At 67.8% G+C, this 14,966-nt stretch carries 12 protein-coding genes; 4 read left to right on the forward strand and 8 right to left on the reverse strand.

All coding sequences use genetic code 11. The features are described 5' to 3' along the window. The first annotated feature begins 4 nt into the window (after positions 1–4). Positions 5–469, forward strand: a complete 465-nt coding sequence (locus AB0I82_RS13835; RefSeq protein WP_363257427.1) for a hypothetical protein — start codon at positions 5–7, stop codon at positions 467–469. A 232-nt stretch (positions 470–701) separates the two neighbouring features. Continuing rightward, positions 702–1,877, forward strand: coding sequence for a CARDB domain-containing protein (locus AB0I82_RS13840; protein ID WP_363257428.1), 1,176 nt, complete (start codon positions 702–704; stop codon positions 1,875–1,877). Between the two features lie 200 nt (positions 1,878–2,077). Here AB0I82_RS13840 and AB0I82_RS13845 read toward each other — a convergent pair whose 3' ends face one another. The 8 genes from AB0I82_RS13845 to AB0I82_RS13880 all read right to left on the reverse strand — a co-directional run bounded on the left by AB0I82_RS13845 (position 2,078) and on the right by AB0I82_RS13880 (position 11,806). Then, positions 2,078–3,049: a hypothetical protein gene (locus AB0I82_RS13845; protein WP_363257429.1), complete on the reverse strand. Its 972-nt coding sequence runs from the start codon at positions 3,047–3,049 to the stop codon at positions 2,078–2,080. Then, entirely contained in the window at positions 3,046–3,468 is a 423-nt protein-coding gene (locus AB0I82_RS13850) for a hypothetical protein (protein WP_363257430.1), read from the reverse strand. Before AB0I82_RS13850 ends, AB0I82_RS13845 begins: the two co-directional genes overlap by 4 nt. Next, positions 3,465–6,803, reverse strand: coding sequence for a CHAT domain-containing protein (locus tag AB0I82_RS13855; RefSeq protein ID WP_363257431.1), 3,339 nt, complete (start codon positions 6,801–6,803; stop codon positions 3,465–3,467). Before AB0I82_RS13855 ends, AB0I82_RS13850 begins: the two co-directional genes overlap by 4 nt. 212 nt (positions 6,804–7,015) lie before the next feature. After that, the gene (locus AB0I82_RS13860) at positions 7,016–8,869 is read right to left on the reverse strand and encodes an ABC transporter ATP-binding protein (RefSeq protein WP_363257432.1); all 1,854 of its coding nucleotides are present in this window, start codon (positions 8,867–8,869) and stop codon (positions 7,016–7,018) included. Further along, positions 8,856–9,368 carry a lasso peptide biosynthesis B2 protein gene (locus AB0I82_RS13865; RefSeq protein WP_363257433.1) on the reverse strand — a complete coding sequence of 171 codons (513 nt, stop codon included), beginning with the start codon at positions 9,366–9,368 and terminating at the stop codon, positions 8,856–8,858. Before AB0I82_RS13865 ends, AB0I82_RS13860 begins: the two co-directional genes overlap by 14 nt. Continuing rightward, entirely contained in the window at positions 9,365–9,631 is a 267-nt protein-coding gene (locus tag AB0I82_RS13870; RefSeq protein WP_363257434.1) for a lasso peptide biosynthesis PqqD family chaperone, read from the reverse strand. Before AB0I82_RS13870 ends, AB0I82_RS13865 begins: the two co-directional genes overlap by 4 nt. Next, positions 9,628–11,481 carry an asparagine synthase-related protein gene (locus tag AB0I82_RS13875; RefSeq protein ID WP_363257435.1) on the reverse strand — a complete coding sequence of 618 codons (1,854 nt, stop codon included), beginning with the start codon at positions 11,479–11,481 and terminating at the stop codon, positions 9,628–9,630. Before AB0I82_RS13875 ends, AB0I82_RS13870 begins: the two co-directional genes overlap by 4 nt. Before the next feature lie 16 nt (positions 11,482–11,497). Then, positions 11,498–11,806, reverse strand: a complete 309-nt coding sequence (locus tag AB0I82_RS13880; RefSeq protein ID WP_363257436.1) for a lasso RiPP family leader peptide-containing protein — start codon at positions 11,804–11,806, stop codon at positions 11,498–11,500. A 505-nt stretch (positions 11,807–12,311) separates the two neighbouring features. On the opposite strand from AB0I82_RS13880, the gene AB0I82_RS13885 reads away from it, so the two are divergent. Together AB0I82_RS13885 and AB0I82_RS13890 are read left to right on the forward strand one after the other, a co-directional pair. Beyond that, the gene (locus AB0I82_RS13885) at positions 12,312–14,309 is read left to right on the forward strand and encodes a histidine kinase (RefSeq protein ID WP_363257437.1); all 1,998 of its coding nucleotides are present in this window, start codon (positions 12,312–12,314) and stop codon (positions 14,307–14,309) included. 14 nt (positions 14,310–14,323) lie between these two features. Next, complete coding sequence (locus AB0I82_RS13890; RefSeq protein ID WP_363257438.1) at positions 14,324–14,959, forward strand: response regulator transcription factor; 636 nt, start codon at positions 14,324–14,326, stop codon at positions 14,957–14,959. Positions 14,960–14,966: the final 7 nt, after the last annotated feature.

The raw sequence follows: 14,966 nt of genomic DNA on the forward strand, positions 1-14,966 counted from the left end.
GGCCATGTTGCTGGCCGGGCACGCACCCGGCCGGTATCGCGTGGCGGTTCAGGACAAGAACACCCGGGACCTGGTGGGAGAGGCGGAGTACGAGGTCACCGACCAATGGGACGGGGAGCAGGACGGGCCACCGCTGTGGTTCTCCGGCAGCCAGCCTGTCTTGTCGACCGGATCGGCGTGGGGCGGTGGTGATACGGACGCCCCGCAGAACCTCGATGTCTTCCCCGCGCGTGGCACCCGCCAGGTGGCGATCGTTTTCGTGGACACGCTCTCCGAGCGGTACCCCTCCTCCCCCGGCGAGATGCAGGCGCACCGAGACCGCTGGCTCGACGAAGTGGTCCGCGGGGTGGCGGGAGCCGACGGCATCCCGCGCAGCAGCTCGGCCTGGTTCCGTGAGGTCTCGTACGGCAATTTCGATCTGAGCGCCCGAGGCGTCCGGACCCGTCCAGCTCTCCGGGTCCTTCACTGATTACTTCGAGGACGACGGGAGGTTCAAGGGCAGTTACCCGCAGGAGTGCATTACCGCCGCCGACGCCCTGGTCGACTACACCCGCTTCGACACCGTGCTACTGGTCCCGGTCGGTACCCGCGACGGACACCCCCCGCCGCAGCGCATGGCCCTACGCCAGCATCCACGACTGGGGGCCGTACACCACCTCCGACGGGCACCGTTTCATGGGCATCGTCTCGATGCCCAACGAGTGGGCACCACCGACGACCATGAGCTCCATAAGACGTTCAGCCACGAGATGGGACACAACCTCGGCCTGCTCGATCAGTACACGCCCGTGGTGCCCGGTCGCAACATCGGCGCCTGGGACATCATGGACTGGGACGATCCGCTGCCGCACGCCCTACTCGTGCACCGCATGATGCTCGGCTGGGTCCCGCCCGGCTGGTTGCGTCGCTTCGACTTCTCTCGGCACGCGCCGATCGATCAGTCCGTGCGGCTGAGCCCGGTCGAGGGCGGGGAACCCGCACCGGGCACCTACGCCGGAATCGAGATCCGTATCGCCGACGGGTTCAACTATTACCTGGAGTATCGAAACGGGGAGGCTCCTGACATCGGCGACCGCCACCTGCCCGTCGACGACCGGATCCTGGGCACCGATGTCGCGTCACCGCACGCCGCGCCCCTTGCTCGCCCGTCGGCGCTGCTCCTGCGCTCGGACGGGGACGACTCCGGTCCGGTGCTCGGCAACGGCGATTTCTACACCGAGACGGACCGCTCCGACCCGCTGTTCCCCACCGATTTCCGGATCGACGTCAGCGGCATCGACGGCACGAAGGCAAATGTCCGGATCCGATACGGCGTCAACGCACGCCCCGATCCTTCCATCCGCCCCGGGCTGGCCGGCCCGACACGGCCGTGGCAGAGCCCTGACATCGAGATCCGAAACGCCAAAAGCCTTGCGAACCCGGCCTGGCACAATATCCCTTGGGCAGGACACCCGAACACGATCGCCGCCCAGGTCAAGAACCGCGGCGACCTCAACGCCCCAGCCGTCCGCGTCGACTTCTCCGTGAAGGACTACAACATCGGGGGCGCACCCGAGTTCTATCTCGGGTCGGCTATTCACGATGTGGCGGCGGGCGCCACGGTCGAGTTCACCACCTCCTGGGTGCCGGCCAGGACCGGGCACTACTGCGTGGTGGCCCGCATTCCGCTGTACGTCGTGCCGACCGCGCCCACGGTGGTCGAACAGACGGAGCTGAACAACCTGGCCCAGTCCAACTACGACCGGTTCAACGCCGCGACAGCATCGCCGTCGACACGTGAGGTCACCTCGTGCACCGTGACCAACCCGTACCAGCAGCGCACTCGGGTGTTCATCGTGGCCGGGAAGACGAACCCGCTCTACCGCACGTTCGGGTAGCACACCTGGCTCTGGCTCGGGCCCGGCGAGACCCAGAAGGTCGGCATCATGTTCGAGTACGCGCTCGACCCGCACTCCGGAGATGCCTCCGGACGTCCGATGGCGCCCGTACAGTCCAACGTCCACAGCTACGTCTTCCTGGGCACCGCGATACCAGCAACTCGTGTCCTCTGCTCCGAATGTAACCGCACGGTCCCCCACTAGCTGGACGGGCTTCCCGTGCCTGGCTGTGCCCCGGTGCCGTCAACGGGACCGTCGGCTCCATCGCGGTGTTCGTAACGGCATGCAAGATCGACTCCCTGCCTCCACACCAGGCACACCTGGTCGCTCAGTACGCGTTCCTCCTGCAGAGTGCGCGGAAACGGCAGGTGCAGGTGCCGCAGCAGATCGAAGCGGTGCAGGTCGAAGGCGACCTCCACTGCTTTTCCGTACGCCACCGCCGTGTGCACAGTGCCGATGTATGCCGTCCTGGCGATGGCAGCGGGGAGTGCAGCGAGCAGGATCCACCAGCCCGATGCATACAGCAGCGCCGACGCCAGAACCGTGGTGACGGTCGAGCACACCGACAGTCGGGCCAGCGTGTCGAGCCGTTCCCTCTGACCGTCCACCACGGAACGGACACCTGGCGACAGCAACGGGTAGAGGCGCGGCCAGGCCACCACGGCATCCCAGCCGTACTGCAAGCCCGCGCGGTCCTCCATAGCGGCCAGCGCATTGCCGAGTGCCGTCGGGCGAGGGGGTTTGTCATCTCTGGCGAATCGCCGTCGCAGGGCGGCGGCGGCCGTCCCGACCCTCTGCACATCCCGAGGGCCGGGACTGTCCCCGAGCAGCGTGCTGAGTACGAGACGGTCGCGATGTGTGCGCTGACGCTTGATGGACCGCCGGGAAACGCCCGCAAGGCTGCTTGGCCAGTCTCCTTCCAACAGCCGAACGAGCCGCAATTGCAGAGGGTCGAGCAACAGCGCCACCACTATCAGCCCCAGGATGAGCAGAGCGATCGGCCCGATTCCGATATCCTGCAGGGTGCGCCAGGCTCGTTCGGCATCGGGCGGGGCACTTGGTGCACCGGACGCAAGGATGAGCAGAAGGAAGGCGACGCAGGCGACGACAGGGAGCAGTGACACCAGACGACTGGGTGGCCGCAGGACATCGAGGAGGGCGGTGGCCATCATGGGGCGTACTCGAGGAGGCCGTGCCCGTTCGGGCAGAGTGGGGAGCGGTCGGGAACGACGACATGCCACTCGGCGGCGGGGCACCCGGCCGTGCGGCAGGTGTACGCGAGGAGCCGGTACTGTGCGGACGGCCCCGGCAGTTCCGCCCCGTCACCTTCAACCGCGCTCCGCAGGCGGTGGTCGGTGAGGTGCAGCAGGCGGTCCCGTCCCGCCGCGCCGATTTTGGTGTCGCCGACCCTGAGCGACACGGCGGTCAGGCGCTCGTCGGCGACGAACAGCGCGCGCAGCAGGGACGCCACGGTGTCCACGTCGAAGTCGGAGGCCGGGTCGATGCCGGTGGGAAGCACCAGGGATGCACCGACGGCCTCTTCCTTGTCCAGGAGGAACCGGTACGCCTCCCAGCGCGGCTGCGGGCTCATCGGCCTGCTCCAATGTGGACGAAGGGCGCCCATGAGCTGTACAGGTCGGGTGCCTGCGCGCGGAGCCCGTGCACGGCCAGGTGCAGGGCTGTCGCCACCTGTTCGGCATCCGGCTCGCCGTTGCGCAGCAGGTGGGCATATAGCCTCTCGGTCACCTGTGCTGCCGAGCTGTCCGCGATGGTCCAGAGAGTCGCCACCACATCGGGACACCCTGCGACATGCATCGCTCCCCCGAGATACAGCCCCTCATCCATCAGAGTGATGCCACTGGTGGCGGTCTCGCATGCGGACATCACGGCCAAGCGGCTGTTGCGGAGGTCGTGCCGACGGACCTTACTCACCGTCAGCGGCCCGTCGTGCAGGTACAACTGGGAAGAGGACGGGTTACGCGGATTCTGTCGAGCGTGGCAGGCAAAGTGCAACCAGTGGTGGCGCGGGAGTGCCTCTTCCACCGCGGAGACCGTTGCTTCCGCGTCGGTCAGCACGGTGCGTCGGCCCTCGGGGAACATACGGCTGACTGCGGCCACCTCTTTGGGCACATGCGGCAGGGAGGAATTCGCCAGCTGAGGTGTGTCGCACAGTCCCACGGCGAGCAGCCGCGGGGCACGCGCCTGGAGCTCCTCATGGACGAGGCCGGTGTTGAGGTGGGCCAGGAGTCGTAGCGAGGGGGCGTACGAAGACATCACGTAGTCCATCGCGCCGTCCTCGGGGGACTCTCCCGCAGCGTGCAGCGGGAAGTGGGAGAAGAGTCCACAGGGGCTCCACCACAGGTGCGGCCACTCGTAGGGGCTGTCGGGGTCAGCGTGAGTGAGTAACCCGAGTCTGTCAAGCGTGGGTCGCACGGTTCCCCGCCAGAGCCACCTGAGGATCTGAGCGAGGTCGTCCTCCACCATGGCATGCTGCTGCAGGCTCGGGGGAACCGGGCCCAAAGCGTTGAGGACGCCCCGGTAGCGATCGACGTAGTCGGCGACGGCATCCATCGTCACCCGCAGTGGCAACACGTCGGCACCGTCCCGCGTCAGCAGCAGGACGTCGCACCGGTCGGGGCTCGCGAGAGGTACAGCCACCGGGCCACGGTCGGCCGCCCGGCAGAGCTCATCGAACCCGGCTGGGGCCAAGAAACCTTCAAAACCCGGCACTTCACGGATTTGCGCTAGGGTCCGACGCCACGTCCGTGCCCCCTCGTCCCGGCGCAGGCACCTCTCCTCCGTGTTCTTCGTGACCACAGAGATTCCTGCTGGCAGAAAACTGGCATCGTGCTCTTGGAAACTGTCGGCCGCAGCCTCATGCGCCGCGTCAACCTGTGCGGCGAGGTCCGGGCGTCGCCGTCGAAGCTCCTCTGCAGAGGCAGCAGCCGTTCCCACTCCCGGTGCCGTCAGCATGCGAACGCCTTCCACCAACTCAATGGCCTTCTCCAGTCGACCGGCAGCGATACCACAGGTGGCGGCAATGGTCGGCGTGATGCCCCATTCCTCCGCCAGCCGTAGACGATCGGCCTCAGCGAGTTCGAGGGGCACGACCTCTGGCATCAGAGCAAGCATTGCGTCATACCCTTTCAGCGCCTCGTCGTACCGCCCCGCCTGATGCATGATCCGTCCCCAGCTCCGCGCCGCACTCATCCGAGCCCGGAATCCGACTTCCTCATCACCCGAAATGTCTCGGTATACCTCCATGACCCACCGTCGGTCGTCCTCGCGTTCCGGGTGGCGAAGCACCTTAAAGGCCAATTTCTCGGCGAGGCCAAGGCGCGCCAGCCGACCCTCGTAGGAGCCCGGGGAAGCCATGGCCACGGCTCGGCGGCACAGCTCGATCGCCTCGTCAAGGTCAGCCTCTACTTCGCTCGCCCGGTAACGATTCTGTAGAGCGAGGGCACATTTGCGCAGCGACTCCACACGCTGGGCGGGAACCGTGGCCGCCTTCAGTGCCATACGGTGGGCGTCGATCGCCTCGGTCAGCAGCTCGGGCCGGTTCTCAGTGTCCGCGCCGCGGCGGAGGGCATCGCCAAGGTCGTCGAACACGTTGTACCGCCTGGGGTGCCCCGGAGGGGTCAGCTCGATGCATCGCCTGAGGTGGTGGAGTGCCCAATCCAGATCACTGATGGAGGCGATCCCGTAACCGGCGGCGAGCGAGGTGCGGACTACCTGCTCGTGGCGACACACCAGAGCGCGGGCGAACACACCCCGCGCGAGTGCCTGTCCCTCGTCGTCCTCCGAGAGAGCCTCGACCGCCTCGTGCGCGAGAGTGAGAGCGTCCGCCAGATCACCGGAGCGCCCATGTTTCTCGTACCGGCCCAGTAAGAAGGGGGCAGCATTGCACTTCAGCCCAGGTACCCGGCTGTCGTCCGCCGGGAGCCGGTCGAGCGCCGCCCGGCCGGCCTCGATCAGGGCCGACTCGTCGACAAGTGCATTGTCGTGGGAATAACAGGACTGCAGGAGAACGAAACGGAGGACGAGGGCCTGCGGTTCCGCTTCAACCGCGCCTAGACGCAGATGCCTCGCCGCTTCACGGAGATCGTCCGAGTCAGCTCTCTCGTCGAATCGCCGTACCAGCGACTCGGCCAGCCGCAGCCGTACGTCATCGGAACCATCCGGCGATGCGGCGACTCGGGCTCGCCGTACCTCCACCAGATAGTCCAGATGCATGGGATCGCTCGTGCGCTCGAAGCGCAGTGCGACCAGCGAGTCGAGCAGGGGCCAGTACTCTGCCTCCGTCGTCGCGGCCGGTGCGGCCGTCATCACGGCCATGTGAGCAGCGTGGATCGCTGCGTCGAGGTTGTCCGAATCGTCGGCCCACTCGTACCGGTCCCGAAGCCGGTGGCTCAGCGCCGCAAAGAAGTGCGGCGCATCCTCGCCCAGCGGGTCGAGGTCCACCAGTCTCGTGGTCAGTACGATGGATTCATCCAGCAGCGTGAGGTCCCGGTCGGCCCGCGCCTTGTTGTAGGTCTCTTCGGCGCGGGCCATGAGCGACAGTTGCTCCAACACGTCGAGGCCCCGGCGTTCGGAGGGGTCGCGGAGAATCTCCTCGCGGACCTCGTCCGGCACGTATTCCGGTGCCGTGGCCATCAGCCCACGGAAGTACAGCATGTACTCTTCGCGGTCCCGCGCGGCGGCGGCCGGAGGCTGGACCTTGGAGCGGAACCAGTAAAACAAGCCGAGGGTGAGGCCATCCTGCACGTCCATGCTGGGGATGCCTTCGAACGTTGCCTGGGCCGACTCGCGCAGAGCTGTCGCGGCACGCTCCGCCGCCGGTTCCAGGAGGACGCTCTTGTCCTCAGCAGTCAGGAAGACCCCCACACGGCGGAGAACCTCGTCCCGTAATCGTTCGTGCTCGCTCACCTCGCCACCCCCAGCACCGGCGGCCACGAATCCCGCCCACCGAGATGGTGGGGCCGTACCAGCAATGTAGTACCCGATGCGGCAAACGGCTCCAGACTGTCGGCTCCAGCCTCCGTCCTCTGCCCACCGTGATCACAACAGCAGCAACACAGCGGCCAGGCATCGCCACTGCACTGGTCCGAGGCAAGTCCGACCACTTCCTCCCCAGTCGATCAGGCACCGAAGACCTGTCCCTGAGCAAGCCTGTAGTAGAGGTCGCTGGAGCGGAGAAGCTCCTGGTGGGTGCCTATGGCACGGATGCGTCCGGCGTCGAGGACGGCGATACGGTCCGCAGAGCTGACCGTGGAGATGCGGTGGGCGATGATGAGCAGGGCCGAATCGGTGGCTACCTGCTCGATGGTTTCGGCCAGCGCTGCTTCGTTCTCGGAGTCCATGTGTGAGGTGGGTTCGTCCAAAAGCAGCAGGGAGGGCCGGGGCAGTAGGGCGCGGGCAATGGCCACGCGCTGGCGTTCGCCTCCGGACAGGAGCGATCCTCGGTCGCCGACCGGGGTATCGAGACCGGCCGGTAGTCTGCGGACCAGCTCGCCCAGGTTGGTCATTTCGATGACGCGAAGCAGTTCGGCGTCGGTGGCCTGTGGGGCGCCGTAACTGAGGTTGTCGCGCAGAGTGCCGTGGAGGACAGGGGCGTCCTGTTCGACCAGGCCGATGCGCGCGCGGCAGTCGGCTCGAGTGAGCGTGCCGTGGGTGTCCTGCCCGTCCAGGAAGATCGTGCCCCGGTCGGGGTCGTAGAAGCGGGCGATGAGGGCGAAGATGGTCGACTTCCCGGCTCCGGACGGTCCGACGAGGGCCGTGCGGGAGTTGTGCGCCACGGTGAGAGAGACGCCCTGCAGGACCGGGCGGTCGCGGTAGGCGAAGTGGACGTCGCGCAGCTCCAGTACGTGCCGCCTCGGCCCATTCAACACCTGCGCCCTCGCAGCACCATTGGGGCGGGGCAGGGGATGGCGAACCCCTGGTTCCGGTCCGTCCTCGACAGGCAGGCGGGCCGTGTCCTCAATGCGCTTGAGGGCGCCACGGCCTTTTTGCACCAGGCTCGCGGCCCCGAAGAGGTCGGTCAACGGTAAGGCGAGGTAGGTGAGATACAGGAGGAACGCCACGAGCTGCGAGAGCGAGAGCGTGCCGTGGGAGACCCGCACACCGCCCACGACCAGGACCAGGATGTAGGAGCCGTTGGCAGCGAGTCCGATCGCGGGGCTCACCACGGAATCGAGTTTGGCGGCGCGCACACCGGCGCGCCAGGCTGCGCGCGCCTGTTCAGTGATGCGCCGGGTTTCACGTACCTCGGCATGGTTGATCTTGACGGTGCGGATGGCGGACAGTGCCCGGTCGAGGTCGGCCGCCATGCTGCCGATGCTGTCCTGCGCCCGCTCGGTGGCGGTCCGGATTCCTCTGAGCACCAGCGCGGTGACACCGACTGCGACGGCAACCACGGCGCAGACGCAAGCAAAGAGGATGGGGTCGAGCCAGAGCATCATGACCGTCGCCCCGGTCACGATGAGCAGCCCGGACAGTACGTCCACCGAACCGTAGGCGACCACGTCGCGCAACAGGGTGGTGTCGGCGTTGACGCGGGAGATCAGGTCGGCGACCCGGTGGCTGTCGTACGTCCGCATCCGCAACCGCAACAGACGAGAGACCAGTCCGGTCCGCAACCCCAGGACGATGCCTTCGCCGACGCGCTGCAGCAGGTAGTGCGCGACGGCCTCAGTGAGTGCCTGCGCCAGGAATACGAGGGCAAGCAGCGCTATGAGCGGGCCGAGGCCGTCGCCGCTGCGTGTGGCATCGACGGTTCGCATCGCCAGCACCGGCTGAGCCAAGGTGAACGCGGAGGCAGCCAGCGCGAGCACCAGGGCGAGAAGGATCACCCTGCCGTGGCCGCGAGCGGTGGCGAGCAGCGTCCGAAGGGGCACACGATCAGCAGCGCTGCGCTGCGTTACAAGCTCGCTGTCGGCGTTCGGTTCGCGTGTGCCCACCTCCTCGTGCGGGTGCCCATTGTCACGACCGGACATTGCTCGCCTCTGCGTTCGTCGGCGACGCAACTCGGCCCGGTCGGTGTGGTGCGACACGCATGATGACGCGGTAGCGATCAGTGCCGGGCGGCTCATCCACGGGCCGGCCCTGGGCTTCGACCCAAGCGTGTGCGCTGAAGGGGTAAATCCGTGCCCCGGCGCACCACGTGGGCCATACGCCCCTGGCCCGGCACAGCAGAACGGTGGCGAGTGAACGGGGCACGCACCCCTCCCCCGCGCACACTCGGCTCACTGCCACCACGTCACGCCTGGCGCGGCCGGCCTGTTCGTACGTGGCAGGCACGGCGCCATGGCGCAGCAGGCCGAGGACTGTACGGATGCGTGCGGGCGACTGCCGTGCGAGTAAGCGTGCCGCGCCCACCGCCGCGCGTGCCGCCACCTTGTGACGAAGCGGCATGGCACTCCGGTCGTGCTGCGGGGTGGCGGGGCGCAGCGTCGTGGCGGGGGCAGTGGTCACGAGCCGGTCCGGTTCCCTCATGGCTCCTCCACCTCCACGAGGCGTGCGGCGCGCAGCGAGGCGATCAGCTGCTTCACATCGGCAGCCGCTTGATCAGCCGTGATGGGGTGGTGAGCGGCGTGCAGGCGTGCCGCGTCTCCCGCGGTGCCGCCGTCCAGCAGCGTATTGAGGACGTCGGCACCTGAGGCGTTGAGTTGCCAGTACTCGCCGCGGTGTTCGTCGAGCAGCACGGCTCCGTCCTCGTTCTGCGCGATCGATATGTTGGGGGACAGCCGAGTGATCATGTCGGCCTCTCTGAGTGTGTTGAAGGTCGGTCGGCGGCCTCTACATCGCGCAGCCATGCCTCGCAGGCGATGGTGCGTGCCAGGGCTGCAGGCGGAAGGCCGGGCAGGAAACCACTGGTGCACATACGGCGCAGCAGCGTGGGGTTGATGAGTCCCCGGGCGGCCAGGTGGGAGTCGTGGGTGAGCGTGAGCAGCTCCGCGCGGTGTGTGCGCAGGCCCTTGTACTCCAACTCGTCCGCGCCGCTGCCACCCTTGGTCGTGCGCCGCAGGATCTCCTGGGGAACGATGCCCCGCATCGCCTCGGTAATGAGCGGTTTGAAACGCCAGGGTGTGGTGCGCTCATACGGTCGTACGGCCAGGCATGCCTCGACCACACGGTCGTCCAGCAGGGGCGCGGCCATCGGCAGACCGTTGTCCGCCATCAGCCAGGCCAGCAGCCGGGCGTCCCGGCCGCTGCGGCGGATGCCTTCCAGCATTTCGTGCTCGCCGCGGCGGTCCGCGAGCGGTTCACCGTCGGACTCGGTGGCAAGTGAAAGGACCGCATCCGCGGCCCGTTGGGTGGCCCACGGGGGCAGGCAGGACGACAGGCCCCAGGCCAGGTCCTGGGCCGCGCTGGGCTGTGGTTGCGGTTGGGTGACGTGGGACATCGTGTCGGCGAACCACTGAGCGTAGTTCTTCCGGTCCGCCAGCGCGATCAGCGCGTCGCGCAGCGGCCAGCGGTAGGCGTATCGGTGGCCTCGCAGGTGGTTCCAGGCCAGACGGGGACGGGTGCGGACGAGATCGTGCAGATAGTTCGGTGGACACTCGAACACCTCGTCGCCGCCGTGGCCGGTCAGGTGCATCCGCGAGCGCCCCGAGAGGCGCCGCGCGACCTCGAGATTGGCGCTGCGGTCCTCCAGCCCAAGGAACGGCTCGTCCATTGCCGTACCGGGTGCGCTGACACCGTCGAACGGCATCGGGGCTTCGTCGTCGCTGATGGAGATCCACTCCAGCTCGGGCAGGGCCGCCAGTGCCGTTTTCACCGAGTACGGGTCATCATCGGTGGGATCGATCGTGGAGAAGGTGAAGGCGCTGAGGTGGTCCGCCCGGCGTGCCGCCAGGAAGCAGAGGGGGGTGGAGTCCATCCCCCCGGACAGATCGCAACTCAGCCTCCCGCCACCGCGCGTTGCGGCGGTGACCGCCGCCTCGAGGGCATCGCGTAGCCGCAGGGCCCCCTTCGTGAGGGAGAGACCGGGGACGGGCGGCTGCCACCATGGCACTACCGTGCCGCGCCGGGCGCCGCTGATGTGCACGTAGGCGTCCTCCGGCACGGCATCGACGCCGGCCCACAGGGACTGGCCTTGCAGCGGGTACGGGCCATCGGGGACCAGCAGTCGGGTCGCCAGCCGGCGCTCGTCGATCCCCGTTCCCGCCAGGCGGGCGAGGACGTCGGCGCGACTGGCGGCAAGATCGACCTCCCCGGCCCGCGCATGGAAGACACGCCGGATACCGGTGATCGTTCCTTGGACTCGTAACCCGCTCGCATCAGCCGCCACGAGATGGCAGGACCCCGATAGTCGGGGCAGCAGCCGATCGAGGGCGCGCACGCTGTGCAGGGGCCGGGTGGCCTCCGTCAGCTCCGCGCTGGTCATGGAACAGTGGCCGATCAGCGCGACCCGCACGGAACCGGTGTCAGCGAGGGCGACGGCTGCGTCGTTCCACTGGCCCAGCAGCCAGGGGCGGCCGGAAGCGTAGTCGATTCGCCGTGTGTTGGACATGGCCGGTGATTGGGACACGGCGAGGGTGGCCGCGTGGTCGGGTAGGGCCACGAACCACACCTCGCCGTGCACCGACCCAGAGAGATGGGTCATTGCGTTCCTATCGCGCTCAGTGGCAGGGCTTGCGGCGACCGCCGTGGCAGTGGTCCTTATTACCGCAGGGGTAATGGCCTCGTGTCAGCTGGGCGAAGGAACCAACCTTCACCAGCGTCGGGATCTCGTATGAGTTCCGCATCGTGCACCTCCCTTCATCGGTCTCGGTCGGTCGGGGGCCGCCGCACCAGGGCCGCAGGGCATGCGCTTCTCCCCCGCGCACCGCAGTGTGTGCGGTCCTGGTGGGCGGCTGTTGTGCGAAACCACTGTCCATCGCCCAGCTGCCCGTTCGCATGAGGCGGAGGTCCCCAATGACGAGGGACATCGCCCGGAAGAACCGGGCCCTGAGCTGAGCTCAAAGTGCGGGCTCCTGCCCGCTCGTTCACCTTCTGCCGGCAAGGGCTGACGTAGCTCCGGGAGAAGTGCCTACGACGGTCAGGACCCTTGCCTCATGTGTCCATCGACCAGGCGCCCCACTCTGAGGTCACGGCGGGGCGCCGGGTTGCCCGATGAGATGGCCTCGGCGCCCGGCCGCCAATGGCAGCAGCCGGCACCGCTTCACAACCGGCGCCGTGCCTCAGCAGCGAGCGCCTGGCGCGTCCTGTGACACGCCGGGGTCTGACGGCTTCTTTCGGAATCCATGTGCTCCGAGTACGACAGTGAGCACGCCCCAAGCCCTATTCCCTGGGCAGGTTGGGTAGTTGAAGACCGGCACTCATGGATGGCGCTCTTGTCCGTGCGACAAATCCTGTATCCGTCGGGTGCTTTTCCCGGAGCGCCCGGGACATTGCGTATGGCTTCCGGGAACGGAAGAGCCGCAAACTGAAGAGATGATGGCCCGTGCTGTGGCATGGACGGCGGCGCTGTTGAGCGCTGCTGCGGTGGGCTTCGCGCTTTGGGTGAGTACCCTGCCCGGGGCCGGCGCGGTCGGGCCCGCCACGAGCACACGGTATGTGGCAGTGGTGGGTACCGCGGCCCTGCTGTGGGCGGTGACGGGTGCCGTCCTCGCCACCCTCCGCCCGCGCAATATCGTGGGGTGGATCGTACTCGGCAGCAACGCTGCCCTGGTCCTCGGACCCGCGGCATACGGCGGCTACGGAGCGATCGTGGCCGATCCGCCCTGGCCCGCCTCCTCTGTGTCCGCCTTTCTCACCTGTGGACTGTTCGTCCCTGGCTGGCTGATACCTCAGTCGGTGCTGCTGGCCGTGTATCCCGACGGCCGTCTGCCGGCGCGCTGGTGGCGATGGCCGGTCGCCGGGGCGCTGACGGGGACGGCCCTGCTGACGTTCACCGCTGCCTTCGATCCAAGCACCTACCGGTATTTCTTTCCGGGGCTCGACCCGCCGGTCCGCCTGCCCGGGCTGACCCTCACCGTCCTGTTGATGGCCGTGTGCCTGCCTCTGGTGGCCGTCTCCATGGTCACTATCTGGGCGGCAACGCTGCTCCGCCTGATGCACGCACAGCCGCCGCACCGTCAGCGGCTGGCCCTCATGGTGAGTGCGGCCGCGCCGGCCTCCCTCGCCAGTACCATCACGGTGGGGCGGCTGAACGAGGAAGTGGCACTCGTACTCGCCGCGTTATCTTGTTTCTTGCCGGTCGCGGTGGCCATCGGGATGCTGCGCTACCGGATGTCCGCCGTCGAGATCCTGCTGCGCCGTGGGCTGGTCTACGGGTTGCTGACTGCCGCCATCATCCTTGTGTACATGGCCGCGAGCGCCCTCGTGGGTGCCGCTTTCGACCGGCGGCCACTGCCCGGTGTCGTGTGCGCCGCGCTGGTCACCATGCTCTTCGCGCCGGCTCGGGACCGGCTGCAACGGGCTGTCGAGCGCTTCGTGTACGGCGCACACAGAGATCCTCTGCTTGCCATGACACATTTGGGCAGACGTGTCGCAGCAGCAGAAGAGACCGACCTCTTGCCGGCCGCGCTCGCCGCCGTCATGCAGTCGGTACGCTCGTCGGGAGTCGCCGTCCTGGCGCCCGACGGGAGATTGCTGAGCGCCGTGGGGAGCTCCGCGACCGGGCAGGATCTCCCCCTGCGCGTCGGCGGGCGCAACGTCGGCACCTTGCGCCTGGCTCCGCCGTACACGCGAAGGTACTACACCCGCTCGGCAAGACAGCTACTGCAGGCTCTCTCCTCCCAAATAGCCGTCCTGGTCCTGGCCTTGAGCCTTACGGAGGCTCTCAAACATGAGCGAGACCGGGTGTACGTAGCCGTTCGCAGCGAACGTGTCCGGCTCCGCCACGACTTGCATGACGGGCTCGGCCCCTCGCTGTCCGGCGTCGGCCTCGGGCTGCAGGCGGTCACCGACCTCCTCAACAGCAAGGACTACTCCGGGTGCCAGGTGTTGCTGCTCCGTATCCGCGCCGAAGTGGACGCCGCAGTGCAGGAGATCCGCCGCATCATCGACGGTCTCCGGCCGGCAGTGCTGGACGCGGTGGGGCTCGTCGCCGCCATCCGCCGCCAGGCCGGAACGATAGAACCGGCCCTGCCCGTCAAAGTTCTCGCGGGGGAACTTCCCGATCTGCCAAGGGATGTCGAGGCCGCTGCGTACCACATCGTGACAGAAGCCCTGACCAACTGCGTCCGCCACGCGCACGCCCACAGTGCTGTTGTCACGCTCGCGGTATCCGCCGATCCCGAGGCCGGAGACCGCTCTTCGTTGCACATCACCGTCGCGGACGACGGCACCGGAGTAGGTGACGCGCTCCCGGGCGTCGGTCTGACGTCCATGCGGCGACGAGCCGTGGCGCTCGGCGGCACGTTCGCCATCGACGCCGACTGGCCTGGAACCGTGGTCACCGCCGTTCTGCCGCTGGAGGAGAAATGACCGAACGCCTTGCCGTGCGCGTGGTCATCGCCGATGACCACCCCATGTTCCGATACGGGCTGGCGGCGGCTCTGGCTGCGGCTCCTGAAGTCGAGGTCGTCGGCGAAGCGGCCACCGGCGACGATCTGCTTGTCATTGTTGACCGTACTGCTCCGGACGTCGTAATCACCGACCTGGCCATGCCGGGCCTGGACGGGGCTGCGGCGACGGCGCGAATACTCACCCGCCATGCCGGTACCGGTGTGCTCATCCTTACCATGCATGAGGAGGACAACGCCCTGTTCGGCGCTCTGCGCGCGGGAGCCGGTGGGTATCTCCTCAAAGGCGCTGACCGCGAAGAGATCATCCGTGCCGTGTTGGCCATCGCGGCGGGCAACGCGGTCTACGGGCGGCCCGTGGCCCGCCGCATCGCCGCCTTCTTCACGAGAACGGAACAGGAGTACGCCGCCCAGGTCTTCCCCGAGCTCACTGACCGCGAGCGGGAGGTGCTGCGTCTGATAGCCACCGGCTGCGGCAACCACGAAATCGCCCGCCAGCTGTACCTGTCCGAGAAGACCGTACGCAATCACGTCTCCGTGATCCTCACCAAGCTCGGCCTGAACAACCGAGCCGCCGTCGTGGCGCGAGCCCGGGACGCCGGCCTCACATGATCGCGCA

Origin of the sequence: Streptomyces sp. NPDC050315, from assembly GCF_040655775.1 — a bacterium.
GTDB lineage: Bacteria > Actinomycetota > Actinomycetes > Streptomycetales > Streptomycetaceae > Streptomyces.